The organism is Campylobacter sp. US42a (genome assembly GCF_004379055.1).
Taxonomy (GTDB): Bacteria; Campylobacterota; Campylobacteria; order Campylobacterales; family Campylobacteraceae; genus Campylobacter_D; species Campylobacter_D jejuni.
In genome coordinates, this window is record NZ_RYYK01000007.1 from 17,261 (window position 1) to 33,098 (window position 15,838).

Annotated in this window: 18 protein-coding genes; 5 read left to right on the forward strand and 13 right to left on the reverse strand. The window is 28.3% G+C overall.

Annotation, left to right across the window (positions count from 1 at the left end; translation table 11 throughout):
* Positions 1-219: 219 nt before the first annotated feature.
* The 12 genes from ELQ10_RS07065 to ELQ10_RS07120 form a co-directional block, all read right to left on the reverse strand.
* Positions 220-3,981 carry a hypothetical protein gene (locus ELQ10_RS07065; protein WP_134250401.1) on the reverse strand — a complete coding sequence of 1,254 codons (3,762 nt, stop codon included), beginning with the start codon at positions 3,979-3,981 and terminating at the stop codon, positions 220-222.
* Positions 3,982-3,993: 12 nt separating this feature from the next.
* Positions 3,994-5,037 carry a hypothetical protein gene (locus tag ELQ10_RS08675; protein ID WP_134250402.1) on the reverse strand — a complete coding sequence of 348 codons (1,044 nt, stop codon included), beginning with the start codon at positions 5,035-5,037 and terminating at the stop codon, positions 3,994-3,996.
* A 264-nt stretch (positions 5,038-5,301) separates the two neighbouring features.
* Positions 5,302-5,679 carry a hypothetical protein gene (locus ELQ10_RS07075; RefSeq protein WP_011049715.1) on the reverse strand — a complete coding sequence of 126 codons (378 nt, stop codon included), beginning with the start codon at positions 5,677-5,679 and terminating at the stop codon, positions 5,302-5,304.
* 10 nt (positions 5,680-5,689) lie between these two features.
* Positions 5,690-6,337, reverse strand: coding sequence for a hypothetical protein (locus ELQ10_RS07080; protein WP_052773613.1), 648 nt, complete (start codon positions 6,335-6,337; stop codon positions 5,690-5,692).
* Positions 6,327-6,530: a hypothetical protein gene (locus tag ELQ10_RS07085; RefSeq protein ID WP_000931940.1), complete on the reverse strand. Its 204-nt coding sequence runs from the start codon at positions 6,528-6,530 to the stop codon at positions 6,327-6,329. Before ELQ10_RS07085 ends, ELQ10_RS07080 begins: the two co-directional genes overlap by 11 nt.
* Positions 6,523-8,061 (reverse strand): hypothetical protein, encoded by a 1,539-nt coding sequence (locus tag ELQ10_RS07090; RefSeq protein ID WP_057039874.1) that lies wholly within the window; start codon positions 8,059-8,061, stop codon positions 6,523-6,525. Before ELQ10_RS07090 ends, ELQ10_RS07085 begins: the two co-directional genes overlap by 8 nt.
* Positions 8,042-8,314, reverse strand: coding sequence for a hypothetical protein (locus ELQ10_RS07095; RefSeq protein ID WP_002781524.1), 273 nt, complete (start codon positions 8,312-8,314; stop codon positions 8,042-8,044). The genes ELQ10_RS07090 and ELQ10_RS07095 overlap by 20 nt, the downstream gene beginning before the upstream one ends.
* Positions 8,304-9,596, reverse strand: coding sequence for a terminase (locus tag ELQ10_RS07100; RefSeq protein WP_002875069.1), 1,293 nt, complete (start codon positions 9,594-9,596; stop codon positions 8,304-8,306). The genes ELQ10_RS07095 and ELQ10_RS07100 overlap by 11 nt, the downstream gene beginning before the upstream one ends.
* Positions 9,593-9,979 carry a terminase small subunit gene (locus tag ELQ10_RS07105; RefSeq protein ID WP_002861661.1) on the reverse strand — a complete coding sequence of 129 codons (387 nt, stop codon included), beginning with the start codon at positions 9,977-9,979 and terminating at the stop codon, positions 9,593-9,595. Before ELQ10_RS07105 ends, ELQ10_RS07100 begins: the two co-directional genes overlap by 4 nt.
* A complete protein-coding gene (locus ELQ10_RS07110; protein ID WP_002810222.1) occupies positions 9,979-10,359 on the reverse strand; it encodes a hypothetical protein in 381 nt (126 codons plus the stop codon). Before ELQ10_RS07110 ends, ELQ10_RS07105 begins: the two co-directional genes overlap by 1 nt.
* Before the next feature lie 17 nt (positions 10,360-10,376).
* Positions 10,377-11,024: a hypothetical protein gene (locus ELQ10_RS07115; RefSeq protein WP_134250403.1), complete on the reverse strand. Its 648-nt coding sequence runs from the start codon at positions 11,022-11,024 to the stop codon at positions 10,377-10,379.
* Positions 11,025-11,034: 10 nt separating this feature from the next.
* Entirely contained in the window at positions 11,035-12,036 is a 1,002-nt protein-coding gene (locus tag ELQ10_RS07120; protein WP_134250404.1) for a hypothetical protein, read from the reverse strand.
* A gap of 42 nt (positions 12,037-12,078) precedes the next feature.
* Here ELQ10_RS07120 and ELQ10_RS07125 point away from each other — a divergent pair, with 42 nt between their 5' ends.
* The gene (locus ELQ10_RS07125) at positions 12,079-12,444 is read left to right on the forward strand and encodes a hypothetical protein (RefSeq protein WP_002874369.1); all 366 of its coding nucleotides are present in this window, start codon (positions 12,079-12,081) and stop codon (positions 12,442-12,444) included.
* Positions 12,445-12,595: 151 nt separating this feature from the next.
* On the opposite strand, the gene ELQ10_RS07130 is transcribed toward ELQ10_RS07125, so the two are convergent.
* Positions 12,596-12,811 (reverse strand): hypothetical protein, encoded by a 216-nt coding sequence (locus ELQ10_RS07130; RefSeq protein WP_002925661.1) that lies wholly within the window; start codon positions 12,809-12,811, stop codon positions 12,596-12,598.
* Between the two features lie 140 nt (positions 12,812-12,951).
* On the opposite strand from ELQ10_RS07130, the gene ELQ10_RS07135 reads away from it, so the two are divergent.
* From ELQ10_RS07135 to ELQ10_RS07150, 4 genes are read left to right on the forward strand one after another with little or no spacing between them, the layout of a single operon-like run.
* Positions 12,952-13,683 (forward strand): S24 family peptidase, encoded by a 732-nt coding sequence (locus tag ELQ10_RS07135; protein ID WP_052775412.1) that lies wholly within the window; start codon positions 12,952-12,954, stop codon positions 13,681-13,683.
* Positions 13,680-14,468 (forward strand): HipA family kinase, encoded by a 789-nt coding sequence (locus ELQ10_RS07140; RefSeq protein ID WP_011049706.1) that lies wholly within the window; start codon positions 13,680-13,682, stop codon positions 14,466-14,468. Before ELQ10_RS07135 ends, ELQ10_RS07140 begins: the two co-directional genes overlap by 4 nt.
* Positions 14,461-15,168, forward strand: coding sequence for a hypothetical protein (locus tag ELQ10_RS07145; RefSeq protein WP_052805202.1), 708 nt, complete (start codon positions 14,461-14,463; stop codon positions 15,166-15,168). The genes ELQ10_RS07140 and ELQ10_RS07145 overlap by 8 nt, the downstream gene beginning before the upstream one ends.
* Positions 15,169-15,173: 5 nt before the next feature.
* A complete protein-coding gene (locus ELQ10_RS07150; RefSeq protein WP_134250405.1) occupies positions 15,174-15,827 on the forward strand; it encodes a DNA/RNA non-specific endonuclease in 654 nt (217 codons plus the stop codon).
* The last annotated feature ends 11 nt before the right edge of the window (positions 15,828-15,838 follow it).

Sequence of the window (15,838 nt, forward strand, 5' to 3'; positions counted from 1 at the left end):
CGAAAGATGTATATAAACTTTCACTTCTCTTATTGTAATTCATAGTTTGCAACTATCCATGTATTTGTCTTATCTCCTTTTCAATTATCTTTTATATTTTAAAAAATAATTACATGAATTTATGCTATAATTAATAATCGCCATTGACACTACTCACGCTTAAAGTGTCAGTATTAAGCCTAGCTTTAGTGCGTATCGGCTAAGCTAGGGGCGATAATATTAATAAAAATTATATGCAGTTATAATCCACTTTTTATCTTTACCTTTATAATCAAGTGCTACCATAACTCTACTATTCTTAACATCAATAAAAGCTCTATTATTACCTTTTTTTACATTTCCATTATTTATAATATTTTCTATTTCTTTTATAAAATTTAAAGCTTTATTTTTTGCTTCTATTTTATTTAACCCTTGTTTAATGAAATCTTCTTCTCTTCGATTGACAATATGACTTAATCCAAAGTTTCCATCTCCCCAAACCAAATCAATATCCCCTAAATCTTTTCTATGAAAAGCACCTGCTACCTGCCCTTGTTTTTCAATGAGTAGTTTTTGTAAAGCACCTTTTCCATCGTGATAATATTCTGCATAATTTTCGCCAAATTCTTTTAAAGGTTGTATGTTTAATTCTTGTTCGATTTTACCCCTTAAAGCACTTGGAATATCTTTTTTTACACCTTTATTTGTGCTTTCTTTGGCATTGATTATCATCTGTCTAGTTAAGTTGTATTCAACAGTATTTAAATTCATATTATCTAAAAAATCAAAATTATAATCTTTATTCTCTTTTAGAAAATTATCATATCTTTTTAGAATATCTTCACTAGCCTTTTTATCATTTTGTATTTTTTCATCAAGACTTTGTTTTACGCTTTTTTTATTCTTTTTCTTTACTTCTTTTGCCTTAATATTCTTTTTTATATCATCCATTAAGTTTGTTTTAGGCTTAGTTTGGGTAGAATTAGAGATATTTGGTAGCCCATTCAATGAATTTTCATTTTTGCTACCTGGTTGGATGAAAGTTTGGATAATGCCAACATTTTCTTTAGTGTTTTTCTTGCTAACTTTTTCAAGTCTCGCTAAATCTTTTTCTTTAACTTTTGTTATATGTCTAACTTCTCCAGTATTTTTATTTACACCAAGTTTTCCTAATTTATTATCATTTAATCTTTTTGCTATTAAAGCTATATCTATTCTATTATTTTTATAAAAAAATGTAGGATTTACTTTAATTTCTTTTATAAGTTTAAACACATCACTAGGCTTTTTAAACATCTCTTTATGTTTATTGGCTAAATATTCTAAGTCGGCTATAATCTCATCATTTGTAAGTTTTGCTAAATTTCTAACATTTGGAGAAACGCTTATTTTTACATTTAAATCACTCTTTGCTTTGCTCGGATCAGCTTTATCCATGAAGAAGTTGTCGCCTTTGATAACACCTTCTTTTATTAGTGCATCTTTTAATATTTTATTTTGTTCTTTATCTACTTTAATATAATTATCCAAAGCATCTTTAAAAATTCTACTTTGTTCTTGATCTGCTATTTTTATGTTTTTAAGATTAGATATAACTTCTTTATTGGTTTTAGCAAGTTTTATAGCATCTAGTATTTGATTTCTTAATGCTTGTTCTTTGGCACTTTTCACAAAAGGAGCTAAAGCGTGTAATCTAGCAAAAATACCACTTATTAATATTCTATCAAAAACACCCTGTATTGTTGTAGCCATTGAAGAGTTTGTCTTTTTTCCACTACTTGCTAAGGCTGTCATTATCAAATCTCTATTATTATTATATATCAAAGCATATGTATTAATAACATCTTTAGCATCTTTTATTTTTTTACTTGAAAAATTGACGTCTTCTAAATCTTTTGCTAAGGATTTAAAATCATACCCCACGCCTTCAATCCTATGTTTTTCTAATAAAGAATTCATCACATGAGTTTCATTAGCCAATCTTTCTTGTTCATTCATTCCTTTAAAAGCATTTTCTAAATTCTTATCTTCATTTATATTTCTAAGCCCTTTAACCAATCTATCGGTAAGCCCTTCTTTTGTTTCTTGAGGCTTCATCATGCCTAAATAACTTTCTTTAAAATTTTCCTTTAAAGCAAAATTTTTATTTGCATTATCTAGTATTTCTTTTGCTAATACCTTGTCACTAGCATTTCTTATCAACGCATCATCTAAAATTTCTTTTACTATTCCATAAGCTTGTTTTGTATTATATGTTTTATTTCCTGTGCTTAATTGCTTATTTATAGCTGTTCTTAATCCAAAGATTTGTTCCGCACTTACTTCTTTTCCTTTTATTTCATCTAAATAGCTTTGTATGTTATTTTTTACATCTTGATCTAAAAAATTATTATTTTTAAAATTTTCAAGCTTTGCTAAATCTTCACTAGTTAATACTATTTTTCCATTATTAAGCTCATCTAATTTACTTATAGCACTTCCATACTCTTGGTTTATTCTATTCTCATAAGCGTGATTATCTTTTTGCCAAGCCTTATAATCAAACTCACCATTTAAACCTGTTTTGTTTTTAAATACTTCATCTTGTCCTTTAATCATATTTAAAAAAGAAATACTAGCATCCTTATCAGCCTTTAAAACATCATCCAAAAAACTTCCTATTTCTGGATAAGCTTGTGCTGCTTTTAATAATACTTCTCTTCTTTGTGTAGTTGGCATTCCTTGTAAACTATTAGAAATATTTTTTAAAATAGCACTTGTTCTTTTAGCGCTATCTTGTATAAATTGTGGATTATTTTTATTAAGTCCTTGCTCGACAATGTTTTTTAATATTTCTATTGTAGGCTTTCCATTTTCTAGGTATGTTGGATTTTCTTTTGCTATAAGTTCATCTATTTGTTTTTTGTTCTCTACATTTTTTGTAAGATTATTAAAAATTGTTTCTGCATTTTGTAAGCCACCATCTGTAAATTTTCCTATCATAGGAATATCTTTTTGGGTGATTTTATCTATAACCCTATTACCTAAATTACCACCTTTTACCGCCATGCCATCTATCATATCTTTACCGGCTTGTGCTCCTGTTTTTGCACTGCTTATTAAATCACCAACACTTTTATATGTTTTTCCTATTCCCTTTATAGCTGATCCAACTACAGCACCTGCTAAGGCATCTTCTGCGGCTGCACTTCCAAACCTTTTAGCATAGTCCATATAACTTGCTTCAATTCCTGTATTATTACTTTGCGAATGAAGATCAGCCATAGCACCGCTACCAGCACCAATTGCAGATGGTGCGAAATAATTTAAAGCTTTTTTGGCTATTGTTTGTCCTGCTGTTTTTGCTAAACTTCCAGCATATCCACCAGCTACAGAAAATGCTAACTCGTTTTTAGTACTAGCAAGTGTATTTCTAAAACTAGGAGTAAAATCAACTTCTTTTCCATTTTTATCAACGCCTATATATTTATAGTCTCCATTATTTATTTCTAAAAATGGCTCATATCCTAATTTTTTTATTTCATCGTATGCGATTTGAAAAATTTGTTTTTGCTCTTCATTATCAAGGCTAGTAAAATTTCTAGCCAACAACCCGCCTGATATCTGATTTGTAGCATCTTCTATTTTTTGCCTTGCCCCTTCTTCACCACTTGTAACTTTTGGAGAAAGATAATCCAATCCTTCAGATATCATTCTTTTTGGATCTATAAGGTTATTAAAATCTTCTAGACCCTTATTTATTTTACTCCATACTCCTTGTTCTTGTGGCTCATTTTGGCTTACTTGTGGTGCTTGATACATACTCATAGGCTTACCATCTAAAGCTAATTCTTCTTGTGAATTAAAATTGTTTTGTTGCTGATTATTTTGCATAAATTGATTATATTTATTCTGCAAAAAATTATCATCAATATCTATATAAGTTTTTCCTTCTGGTATATCTATATTCATATCAAAAAGTTGCATTGTTTTTGCACCTTGTGGTATTTGTATTGTCATCTTTTATCCTTATTATCTAAATGTAATCATATTGTTTTGTTGTAAAAAATTTTGGTTTAATTGTTGTTGCGGTTGTTGTGATAAAATCTTATTTAATGGCATTCTTTGCCCTTGAGAAGCTAAAATATTTCCAGCATTTATAAAATTTTTTATCATAGCCTTTTCATTTTCTAGTTTTTTATGCATATTACTATAATATTTTTCTATATTATCTCTATCCTTTAAATACCTTTCTGTTTTCCAAATATCCATATATTCTTTTTTTAAGGCATCATTTTTTACTCTATATAGTACTTCTACTGCTTTTTCAATATCATGTTTAGCATACTTATCAAAGAAGTAAAAACTATCTGTTTTAACCAATTCTTCTAATCTATGTCTATCTTCATTGCTCATCCTGCCACTTGTGATATTAACTAGTGCTAAATTTATTTCAGCTTTTAGCTTATCTGCGAATTCTTGTTTTAAGTTTTTACTATTACTAAAAGGAGTATTTCTTAATTTTTGATTTATAGTATCTCCAAATCCATAAATATCATTTAAATTTATATTTTGCGTTTTAGCGGTTTTTGCAAAATGATACAAATCCCCGCCATTACTTTCTTTGCTAAAAACATCTCTCATTGTTTGCGGTTCACTTAAATTACCATTAGCATCTATACTAAAGCCTGAATTATTATTTGTTTTATTAGTAACTATATTACTATTTTTACCAGTTAAATAATCTAAATATTTTTGATTATAATCTTTATCTTCTTTATATTTAGCCCAATTTAAAGCATTATCTTGAACTTGTCTTTGTCTTTCAAGGTCAAATTTTTGCAAGGCTAAAGCATTATTAAATTCATTTTGCAAAAGCTGATTGTTTTGCATAGCCTCATTAAATTCCATTTGTTGCTTTCTTAAATCTTGCTCTTGCTGAAACTCATTAGCTTTAACTTTATCATCAAAACTTTTGCTCATGATGTCATATAAGACACCACCGACTTTTCCTGCGTTTTGTATAACGCCTGTATCAGGATTAAATACTACTCTTTGTGGGTTATAAAATGCCATTTTGTTTCCTTTATTCTTTCTTTTAAAATAAAGGATTTAAGGAAGTTTGTGTATAATTTTAAAAGGTGTGGTGCCAAGGGTCGCCACCCTTAGCACTAAATTACCACCTAGAAAGGCGGTGAAATAAGATGCTACAAATCTTAATAGTTATTATACTACTTTGTATTATTGTTGTCAATGCAAATTAACAATCAATAAACAAAGCCCCTTATACAAGGGGTTAAGATTTACCCTTTAAAACAAACTCCTTAAATCCAAATCTATTTAATTACTCCAAACACTTTGAAGTTTATTTTCCGTATTCTTTCTTCTATTTAATTCTTCATTAGCTAGATACTTATTGAAGTTATAAGCATCTTTTTGTAACTCATAATTCTTTTGTGCCATCTTTTGCTGATTATAAGCACCATATAAAGCACCAGCACCGCCTAAAACATTTCCCAATCTATCAAAATTAGTTACTTTATTTGCATCAGAACTTTTAAATAACCAATCTCCAAAATTACTAAAAGAATTTTTTAATCCATTTAAAAAACCACTACTACTTGCTAAATTTGGAGTAAAATTGCTTGTTTTCATCAAAGTATCTGCAAAGCTAGATCCTAATCCTGTACCACCTTTTAAAGCTGTTATAAAATCCATAATTTCTCCTTTATACTAAACTTAATAATTCTTTGCCTAGATCTATCTCGCTAACTTCGCCTTTTTTTAACTTATCGTTAAAATCACTAGTTCTTACATTATTATTTGCACTTGATAAATCTTCAGCTTTTTTGGCATTATTTGATTTTCCGACCAAATTAAGCAAGGTTTTCCAGCTGTCAATATTACCTTCGCCTAAACCATTTAATTTTGTTGCAAGTTCTGCCATAGCCTTTAAATCCGCATCAGGATAGGCTTTTCTTAACTCGCTTTCTACTTGTGCGTATTTAGCGATTAGTGCATCTTGCTCTTCTTTGTCTTTTTGCTTTTTATCAAGCTCTTCAAGCCTTTTTAATTTCTCATCAAGTCCATCAAGTCCTAATTCTTTTAAATATTGCTCTCTTTGTAATTCTTGTTCGCTTGGCTCTTTTTTTGGATTTTTTAAAGCTTCAAGCTCACCCATTAAAGCATTTAATTTGTTGTCATTTTCACTTTTATAAGCTTCAAACATCGCCTTATAATCAGGCTCGTTCTCATTATCAACCTGCATAGGTTCATTATCTTCTACTTGCGTAGGTTCATCGCCATTATTAGCAACTTGTCCTTTATCATCATCTGTTATGACATTTATTAAATCTTTTAAAGCATCATTTTCCATCTTCTTCATCCTTTATTTTATTGATTATTATGTCTAAAAAAGCCATAGTATCTAAAGCTTTTAACCTTAACTCTTTCTCATCATTATTTTTTGCTATATAAAAACATTCACTATATTTTGCTTTGATAAAATCTATTAATTTCTTTCCTCCTTTGGTTTTAGATATATCGCTTTTAATTTCAATATTAAGCATTAGCTTCTCCTTGCATTTGTGGATTAATATCTTCATTGTTTTCAAAAGCAAATAAACTATTTACATTCTTTACACCTAAAATTGGTAATAATTCTTTAGTAAGTTCTTTGCTAGCATTTATAATCCCATAAGCAGAATTTGCATCGCCTATGCTCATATACATTTGATATAATTGTGAAAAAACTTGCATACTAGCTTGAATTCCTGCACGTCTAATTTCTTTATTCATGGCACCTGTGCCGGTTTGAATTTTAAATCTAAAACTAGGTATATCCTCTCTTTGATAACCATTGAAAAAACTATCTTCGCCATACTTAAAAACAAGCATTGCAAATCTATCAAATAAAGGCTCTATAAAAGTTTCGTTATACTGTCTTATATAGTCAGCACTTCTTCTTCCGCCTTCTTGTGCTTTTATGCTAATTTCTGTTGCTGTTTCATTTTGTGCAGTTTGAGCTCCATTGTTTTGTGGACTAACTCCTGTAACTTCTGTGAGTTCGCTTTCTAAAAGCTGTAAATTCATTCCCGCACTATTTACATTTGGTGGTGGTAATATTTGCACACCCTTTGGATCGTCTGTATATATTGGTTTTCCTAAGGTTTCTATATCTTCTCTGCTTACTCCCATTGATTTTGGCATCATTATTTTAGGCATGATATGAGTTCTTACTGCATCTATTAAAAGATTTCTAGTTATATTAATTTCATCTTGCAAAGGCATAGCAGAAGCCATTATAGGCTCGCCATAAGCACTTACATAGTTTTCGTTATCTATCTTTTTAAGTTGTGGTAGCATTGAACCCCAGATAAAAGGCTGTCCATCTTGCAAAGTAACTTCATTTCTAAGTAAATTATTTTCAAATAAGGTAGAAACCACCCACTCATCATCGTTTTTTCTTTCATAAATATCATAAAGCTTTACTTTTTTATACTCATCATCTTCATCAAAAAGCTTTTTAATTTCAATTTTTTTATAAAAACCTAGCTTTTGTCTTTCATGGATTTGATTATAGGTTAGGTAAATTTCATTGACTATATATCCTACATCCTCGCTATTTAACGCATTTGGATCAAAATAAATACTATCAATATCTACTCTTTCAATGCGTGGCATTCCTTTATGCCAAGTAACCTTGGCTATACTTGTTCCCACAAGTAAAACATCTAAGAAAAGCGGTTGAAAAATCTTAAACATATTGATTTTTCCACTATAAAAATCAATCGCGTTTTGCCATAGCTCTATAATCGTATCATCACTATTAATGTAAGTTTCAATATCTGCCATTCTCTCACTATTAAAATACACATCATTTAAGCTAGTGATTAAATACTTTACCTTAGCGTTTATTTTTGGTATGTAAATGCTTGATTTATTTCTTTTTCTTAGTTTTTGCATTACCTTATTTTCAAGCAAATAAGCATCTTGCAACTCTTTAAAGTGTGGTTTGTAATTTTCATATCCACTTTTACTTTCGCTAATGAGTTGTGTTAAAAACGACACTCTCTCATCATTAGTTCTTTTTGTTTTCATTCATAATTCTCCATATTGTTGTTTTGCTTAAATTTGTTATTTTTAAAATATCTTTTTCATTCACTCCTTTTTCAAATAAAAACTCCGCAAATTCTCTTTTAAATTTCTTTTTAGAAATATTATTAAACCCTGATACAAGCTCTAAAAATTCATTTGCAAGACTTGACTTTATAGCCTCATCGCTTAAATTTGAAAGCTTTTTTATTTTGTTTACATCAATTGCATCATAGATCATTAAAAACTCACCAGCCATCATAACTCCAATCTTCATTAGTATTGTTTCTGCTGTATAGTTTTTCAAAAAAAGTTAATGCCACCGCATCGCTAACATCAGGACTTTTGCCATAATTCTTTTTTAAATACTCTTTTGAGACTATCTTTAAAAGCCCCTTGTCGCTATATTCATACTCAATCATTCTCATATCTTTTTTTAATTCTTCATCTTTAAAAAGCTCCATATGTTTTAAATTTTTGGCAAAAGTAAAATACATTTGTGCTCTTTTATTTAAGTATTCATTACTTGTTGCAGAATTTGCAGAATTTGCCTCTAATACAGGCAAACCATAATTTAATAAAACATCATATACACCTACACCAAGTCCGCAAGTATCTATAAAAATTCCTTTAGGCTTATCTTCACTTTGGTTATATTCGGCTAGTATTTTGTTTGAAAGCTCAATAGTTCCAAGTTGTGAGTATTTTTTAATCTCATCAATTACAAAACCTTTTCTTTTTGCAAGAACACTCTTATCATCTCCATATCTTGCTACATCAAGCCCCCAAATATTCTCTCCTTGCATTTTTTCAATACTAAAAGAGTTCTTGCTCATCGCATTTTCAATTTCACTTAGAGAAAATAATTCAGCACTCGAGCTATCTATAAACTCGCCATAAATTTCTTGCTTGACAACTTCACTACCTTCTCCGCCTACTTCTTCAATTAATTCTTTAATTTGCTCTTCTTTTAAAAATGGATTATCATAACTTGAGAATTGAAAATGTTTCCAATTTTTATCGCTGAGTTCTTTTCTGCAAAGTTCATAAAATAGATTTTTTCCTTTAGGAACTCCACCGATAATCGCTCTTGATTTAGGATTATCAAGCAACATAGGGCGTATGGCGTTATACCAAAGATATTCTCCTTTGCTGCCTTTTAAAATAATTCCTGCTTCGTTTAAAATAACAAGGTCATATCCAAAACCTTCGATATTTTCACTTCTTTCAGCACTTCTCATATGAAGCACTGCTCCATTAATAATTAGTTTCTTATCTTGCACACTCCATGAGTAAAAATCTTTTGGCAAGTTTTTTAACTCAGGTGTAAAATATAACTCGTAATAATTTTGTAAATTTGCTTGTATGGTATCCACCCATAAAACATTTTGTCCTAAAAGCAAGTTTTCGATAACAAACTTAGCACTTCCCCTTGTAAAACCAAGTCTTCTGCCCTTTGCTACAGTTATAAAGCGTGGATTTTTATCATCAAAAACTTTAAGTTGTGCCGGAGTGTAAGAAAAATCGATTTTTAATTTCATTTGATTTCACTTCTTATAATTTCAATTTTTTGAACGTTATCGCTGACAACTTCTTGTTTATCCACATATCCATGTTGATTTTTTAGCAAGAACATACTAACGCTAGGAGTATAAGTGCCGATTAAGGAATGGTTTAAAATATCCATTTCACATTTTTGCTTAGCTTGAGATACAATTTCTCCAAAATCCTTATCCTTCTCCCACTCGCCTAAAGTTTGTATTGTAATTCCTAAATACACAGCTAATCCCACTTTTGTTTTAGGTGCAAAAATAATACTCTCCTTAGTTTCTTTTAAGACAACTCTTTCATTAAAATAACTCTCTATTTTTGAAACAAGCTCTTCTTTTGTCATACTTTTGCCATTTGTCATCATTCTAGCCATCAAGCCACCCCTTCTTTAAAATTAAATTCTTTGATTTCTAAGTCTAAAAAAGATTTTTTAAAACTAATAATCTCATAATCGCCTTTTAAAACATTCTTATCGTTTTCAAATAACGCATCTAACACGCATTTTACGATATTGTCCCCATCGCCATGCCTTTTGCTGTTAAATCCTATTTTTAAAGAAAACTCATATTTCTTTTGCTTATCAAAGGCTTGAAAACAGCTAATATTATTTTGTCTTCTAAACTCCATTTGCAAGAGTTTTTTAAAATCTAAATATTTAAGATAATCTTTACATGCAAATTTAGATCTTTGCGTGGTTCTTTTATAAGGAACTGGGTTGCTTTTTAAATCAATTTTTAAAAAATACTTTTCCATTTCAGGCTTTCTTAAAATTAGCTTATTTTTTTAAAAGCTTTTTTGCTTTTTATAAAAATTTCAAACCTATCTTTGTTTTCATTAAAAAGTTTTGTTTCTTCAATCTTTTCGATTTCTCTTTTTTCTTCTAGGCTTAAAACTTTCTCTATTTTTTTAACCGACAAAGGAATATTCAAATTTTTTCCTATTCTGTCTTGATTTTTGAAAATAAATTCAAGTAGGGCTTCTTTAAATTCATTATTTTCTAATGGTTCGCCATTTTTATAGGAGATTTGCTTAAAAGCATTTACGCAAACTAAGATATCAATTGATTTTTGGTTGATTTTAATCTTTTTACCATTTCCGCAGCTAGCAAAATACGAATATTCAAAATCTCCTTCATGTAGTCTAAAGCAAGCTTGGTTTTTATATTTATTGCAAAGCCATTCTAAAAATATTTCTTTATCTTCAAAGCGTTTTTTAAATTCAATCTCTGCTTTTTTACAAACCATTCTTAATTTCTCATAGGTGGTCCCTACGATATTCTCTCTTTCTAAAGTTTCGAAATAAAAATCTAAGAAAGCATGAATATCCTTTGCATCTTGCAAATATCTACCTACTATATCAGTTGCTTGAGCCTTATTAATTTCCAATAAGTCCGTTAAAATTTGTATTTTTTCTTGCATTTTTTACTCCTTAAAAGCATCCTAAGATCTTGTCTTTGTTCTCATCTTTCATTCCGTAATACTCCATCAAGCTATCAACCACACTAGAATTGGCTTCTTTTTTTCTGTTAAAACGCTGATTTTTTCTTGCTTCATTTTCTTTAGCGTATTTAAGCCATGTATAAAGACTTCCTGCCACACTTGACATTCTTTTTCCATTTCTTTTCCATTCCCTAGCATCCCAATAGCCTATAAAATCATTAGCCAACTCTTCACCAAAGTTTGTGCCATTTTTCTCATTAAAAGCTATTATTTGTCTCATGAGTTCATTTGCATTTGGGACTTTAAACTCTTTTTTTGCCATTTTCTCTAACTCCTTTTTGCTAAAATCAATAAAGCTCGTCACAAAAGAGGCGTTTTGATTAGAAACGCGTTCTTTCTTTTCTTGATTATTTTTTAAATTTTCTAAATTCTCTTTTTTTATAAATTTATTATTATTGATATTTATATTATTTATAAATTTATTATCACGTGCGTGCGTGCGTGTTTCTATATAATGCAAATTCTCTTTTTTTTCGTTTTCAGTGGTTAATTTTCTGTCGATTGATGAAGTGTTATTTTTAAGAGTTTTGCTTAGCTTTTCATCACTGTTTTTAAGCAAAGATAAAGATTTGTTAAAATGCTTTTTAACTTGATAATTTTCATCTTTTAAAATCCATTCATAAAAATTTAAAGATCCATTTCTAACCTTTTTAATTTCTAAAAGCCTAAGCTCGATTAATTCTTTTTTGGCAATTCTTAATCTATTTAAACTCATTCTTTGATTATTTTTAACTTTTATAAACTCTCTTAGATAGATCTCACTTATAATCGTTTTTTCACTAAGCTTTGCTAATTGAATATACAATGCTAAAGCATCAACACTAAGACCACCATAAGCTATAGTGTTTGATAATTTCAAATAGCCTTTTCTCTCTCTTAGGCTTTTACGCCCCAAAGCTACATCAAAACTTGCTATAAAATTTGGTATCACCAACTCTCCTTTATGTTATAATTTAAATTAAAAAGGTTTTTTATGTTTAATTCTTTCTTATCCGAAATGCTAAAAACCGCCACTTTAGAAAATTTGTTATATTTTTTAATAGGTGTTTTATTTGGTTTAAGTATCCGTCCTTTGTTTTTATATTTAACTAAAAAACAAAAACTAAAAAGAGTTTGTATTAAAGATATGAAGCTAGAAAACGATTTGACAAAAAGACTATATCCTAACTTAGGATATAAATTAGTTACAAAAAAAACTCCTTTTGAAATGGTTTTTAAAAAAGATAAATTTAAATACATTATTTGTCCTCACTACCGTGATAAAAAATGCGTTTTAGATAATGATAAATGCAAGATATTAAAATCCCAGCCGAAATACCAGCCACTAGAAACAGTCTAAAATGCAACATCATCAAAGTAAAAATAAATAATCCTATTATTTCAAATACCCTATCAAGCATTAATCATCCTAAAAGATTTTCCAAATTAAAAAATAAACTAAAAAAACCTATTGAAAATCCCGCTATAAAAGCCATTTTTTAACCTTTAGTTCAATCGCCTTCATTCTCTATCCTTTCGCTTTCTCCCAAAAATTTAAGCAATTTATTCCTATTATTTTTACCCCAAATATTAGGTGGTATTTGATGTTTTTCCCAAAGTTCTCCGGCTACTTGAACTTTAATTCCTATTCTAGAGCTTAAAATACTTCCAACGCCATCTTTGCTATAATAATCAAGTAGTATTTTTTTTAATTTTTTTCTATTCATATTCTTACAATTCCTAAAAATATTTTTAAAAATGTAGCATAACTACTATAAAATTAAGTTTAAAAAATATGTAAATATACTACATATATTTTTTTAAATAGTCGATGTATAATTACTACAATTAATAAGGTGGATAAAAAATGGAAAAAAATAAAACATTTTATAAGCTTGATAAAGAATATTTATCACAAATTTTAAAAGAAAAAAAAATAAGCAGAGCAAAATTTGCACAGATGCTTTCAGAAAATGGATATGAAATCACTTTAGATGGAATAACTTATTGGTATAGAAGTGAAAACAATCAACCTGAGGATTACAAAAATATTATAACTATGGCAAAAGTTTTAGAAGTGCCAGTTAGTAAACTTGCTCCAGTAAATGATAGTATAAAATCTTTTTTACAAGATGATAATCAAATAAATTTCAGATATTTCCCAGATATTTATGCAAGTGCAGGACTTGGAACATCATCTCAAAGTGAAGAAGTTAAAATAGTTTCCGTTGATGAAAATTTTCTAAAAGAAATTTTAGATATACCTATAAAGAAGAGTTATGATATTATAAAAATTAATGGCGATAGCATGGAACCTATTTTATCTAATGGAGATTTTATTATTGTGGATAGAAGCAAAAATTCACTTCAAACTATTTCAAATGCAGATATTGTTATTTTTAGAAAAAACGATGATTTATTTTGCAAAAAAATTAAAAAAGAACCTTTTGAAGATTATATTTTTTTAGTTTCTGAAAATAAAAAATACGAGGATAAAAAAGTAGATAATAGCGAATTTGAACAATGCGAGATCTTAGGTGCTGTAGTATCAAAAATGGCTGTTGAAACCTTTAAAAATTTTATAGAAGTGGTGGGATGAGAGTAAAATTAAATATTTTTGAGATATCTAATATTATAAGGGTTACTGATTATGGAGCTAGTTGTCCTTTGGAAGTAAGCATTAAAGATAATTCTAAATTTATATTAAAAACTAAATATAATAGTGTTTGCGGAACTGGAAAAAGCTTATTTGCTGAACTTTTTTCTTATTTATATTTGCAAGAATTAAATTTTAAAGATATTCCCAGTATAGCTTTATTAAATATAGATGATGATTTTATAAAATTAGCAGATAACAAATTAAAAAATGGAACTCAAAGAGACAGGGAGGCATTAGAAAATATCAAAAATTCAAAAGGTTTAAATTTAGGAATTTCATATATATTTAATGCAAGTAAAATTTATCCAAAAGAATTAACAAATAAATTTAAAAATTATACTTGCTTGTATGATGGAATTTTAATGAATAGTGATAGAGAATTTAAAAATCCAAATATTTTAATCAATGATTTAAAAAAGATTTTTTTGATTGATTTTGGCTTAGCTTTTGATATATTAAAGGCATTAGATATTATTTTAGATGATGAGATTAACTCTAATCAGTATTTTGATAAAAATACTTTCGATAAAGATTATTTATTGCTTGACCACTTAAAACAAATCAAAATAAATGAAAAGAAATTAAATTGTCAAGAAATTTTAGATATAATAAACGCTATACCATTAGAATGGCTAAGCTTGACTTCAGCACAAAAACAAGCTTTAAGCAATATGATATATAAAAGACAAGGACAAAAAGCGGTATATAGTTATGAAAATGTTTAAATATAAAATGATAAAATATTTTCCTTACTCAGCCAGTGAAGAATTTATAAATATAGGTTTTTGGCTTTGGGATGAGAATGGAAACAAAATACAAGATTATATTAGCGATACACATTTAAAAATCTTATCTAAATGTCATTTTCTAAATACCAATTTTATTAAAAATAGTATTGAAAGATTAAAATTAGAAACAAATGAAAAATATTGGTATGGTAATCATTTTAGGTTTAGCGAATTTGATACTATATTGCATGATACTTTAGAAAGTGCAAAAAATTTTTTATATTATGAAAAAATAGGAGAAAAATTTAAAAATTTTGAATCAAAAGAAAGAAATATAAGATACGAGGAAATAAAAAATAATGCTATTAATTTAATAGATACTGATTTTAAAAATGATTTAGAACTAATATCTGAGCGTGGAGAATATAACTTTCATATTATAAATAAGCATTCTAAAAATGAAATATTTTCAAGACTTGGAAATATAGCAAACATAGATGATATAAAAGAAGCTTTTGCAAAAACTTTAGAATATGATATGCTTTTATATTTCTTACAATGTGAACAATTTACGCTTAGTAAAAAAACTCAAAAGGGTAGGGAAAATTTAGAAAAAGTGCATTTTAACTTTGAACCTTTTTATGATGAAGAAAACCAAAGCAGAACTTTAAAAGAAATGATTAAAGCAACAAGTTAAACAAAATGAAAAAACTTATAATCTTATCATTATTGACAACTCTAGCCTTAGCTGATTACACACAATATAAACCGAGTGAAGATTTTGCAAAGTATTTTACTAAACAAAACTGCTCTCAAGTTTTAGATAAGTTTTATTATCTAAATTGTTATGATTATAATTATAAAGGCACTAAAGCTGTAGCTTATAAATTAGAAGCGGAAAATTTAAAAGGCGAACAAATTAAAAAACGCCCACGATTTGAAGATGATACAAATATCCCTAAAAAATATCGCACCACTTGGAGTGATTATAAAAATAGTGGTTATGATAGAGGACACACTCTTTCTAATGCCTCAATGAGAAAAACAACTCAAGCTCAAAGAAGCACATTCTTAATGAGTAATATTACTCCACAAAATCCACAAATCAATCAAAGGGTTTGGAACAAGATTGAAAAAAGAGAAAGACAAGTAGCTTCAAAGCTTGGAAGTTTAGAAGTTTTAAATTTGGTTAATTATGATAATAATCCACAAAGAATAAGAAATCAAATTGCCATTCCAAGCTCTTACACTAAGATTTTAAAAGGCGAGAATTTTAAAGAATGTTATCAAGTGCCAAACCATGAAGTGGATGACGAGGGTATAAAAAAATATAAGGTTAATTGTGATAAATTTTAATTTTTATTTTA

Excerpts from the sequence above, each read along its gene's own strand:
- ELQ10_RS07100 (WP_002875069.1), bottom strand. The coding sequence starts at position 9,596 with ATGAAATTAAAAATCGATTTTTCTTACACTCCGGCACAACTTAAAGTT.
- ELQ10_RS07105 (WP_002861661.1), bottom strand. The coding sequence starts at position 9,979 with ATGGCTAGAATGATGACAAATGGCAAAAGTATGACAAAAGAAGAGCTT.
- ELQ10_RS07075 (WP_011049715.1), bottom strand. The coding sequence starts at position 5,679 with ATGGATTTTATAACAGCTTTAAAAGGTGGTACAGGATTAGGATCTAGC.
- ELQ10_RS07080 (WP_052773613.1), bottom strand. The coding sequence starts at position 6,337 with ATGGAAAATGATGCTTTAAAAGATTTAATAAATGTCATAACAGATGAT.
- ELQ10_RS07115 (WP_134250403.1), bottom strand. The coding sequence starts at position 11,024 with ATGCAAGAAAAAATACAAATTTTAACGGACTTATTGGAAATTAATAAG.
- ELQ10_RS07065 (WP_134250401.1), bottom strand. The coding sequence starts at position 3,981 with ATGACAATACAAATACCACAAGGTGCAAAAACAATGCAACTTTTTGAT.
- ELQ10_RS08675 (WP_134250402.1), bottom strand. The coding sequence starts at position 5,037 with ATGGCATTTTATAACCCACAAAGAGTAGTATTTAATCCTGATACAGGC.
- ELQ10_RS07090 (WP_057039874.1), bottom strand. The coding sequence starts at position 8,061 with ATGAAAACAAAAAGAACTAATGATGAGAGAGTGTCGTTTTTAACACAA.
- ELQ10_RS07125 (WP_002874369.1), top strand. The coding sequence starts at position 12,079 with ATGTTTAATTCTTTCTTATCCGAAATGCTAAAAACCGCCACTTTAGAA.
- ELQ10_RS07085 (WP_000931940.1), bottom strand. The coding sequence starts at position 6,530 with ATGCTTAATATTGAAATTAAAAGCGATATATCTAAAACCAAAGGAGGA.
- ELQ10_RS07150 (WP_134250405.1), top strand. The coding sequence starts at position 15,174 with ATGAAAAAACTTATAATCTTATCATTATTGACAACTCTAGCCTTAGCT.
- ELQ10_RS07130 (WP_002925661.1), bottom strand. The coding sequence starts at position 12,811 with ATGAATAGAAAAAAATTAAAAAAAATACTACTTGATTATTATAGCAAA.
- ELQ10_RS07095 (WP_002781524.1), bottom strand. The coding sequence starts at position 8,314 with ATGGCTGGTGAGTTTTTAATGATCTATGATGCAATTGATGTAAACAAA.
- ELQ10_RS07110 (WP_002810222.1), bottom strand. The coding sequence starts at position 10,359 with ATGGAAAAGTATTTTTTAAAAATTGATTTAAAAAGCAACCCAGTTCCT.
- ELQ10_RS07135 (WP_052775412.1), top strand. The coding sequence starts at position 12,952 with ATGGAAAAAAATAAAACATTTTATAAGCTTGATAAAGAATATTTATCA.
- ELQ10_RS07140 (WP_011049706.1), top strand. The coding sequence starts at position 13,680 with ATGAGAGTAAAATTAAATATTTTTGAGATATCTAATATTATAAGGGTT.
- ELQ10_RS07145 (WP_052805202.1), top strand. The coding sequence starts at position 14,461 with ATGTTTAAATATAAAATGATAAAATATTTTCCTTACTCAGCCAGTGAA.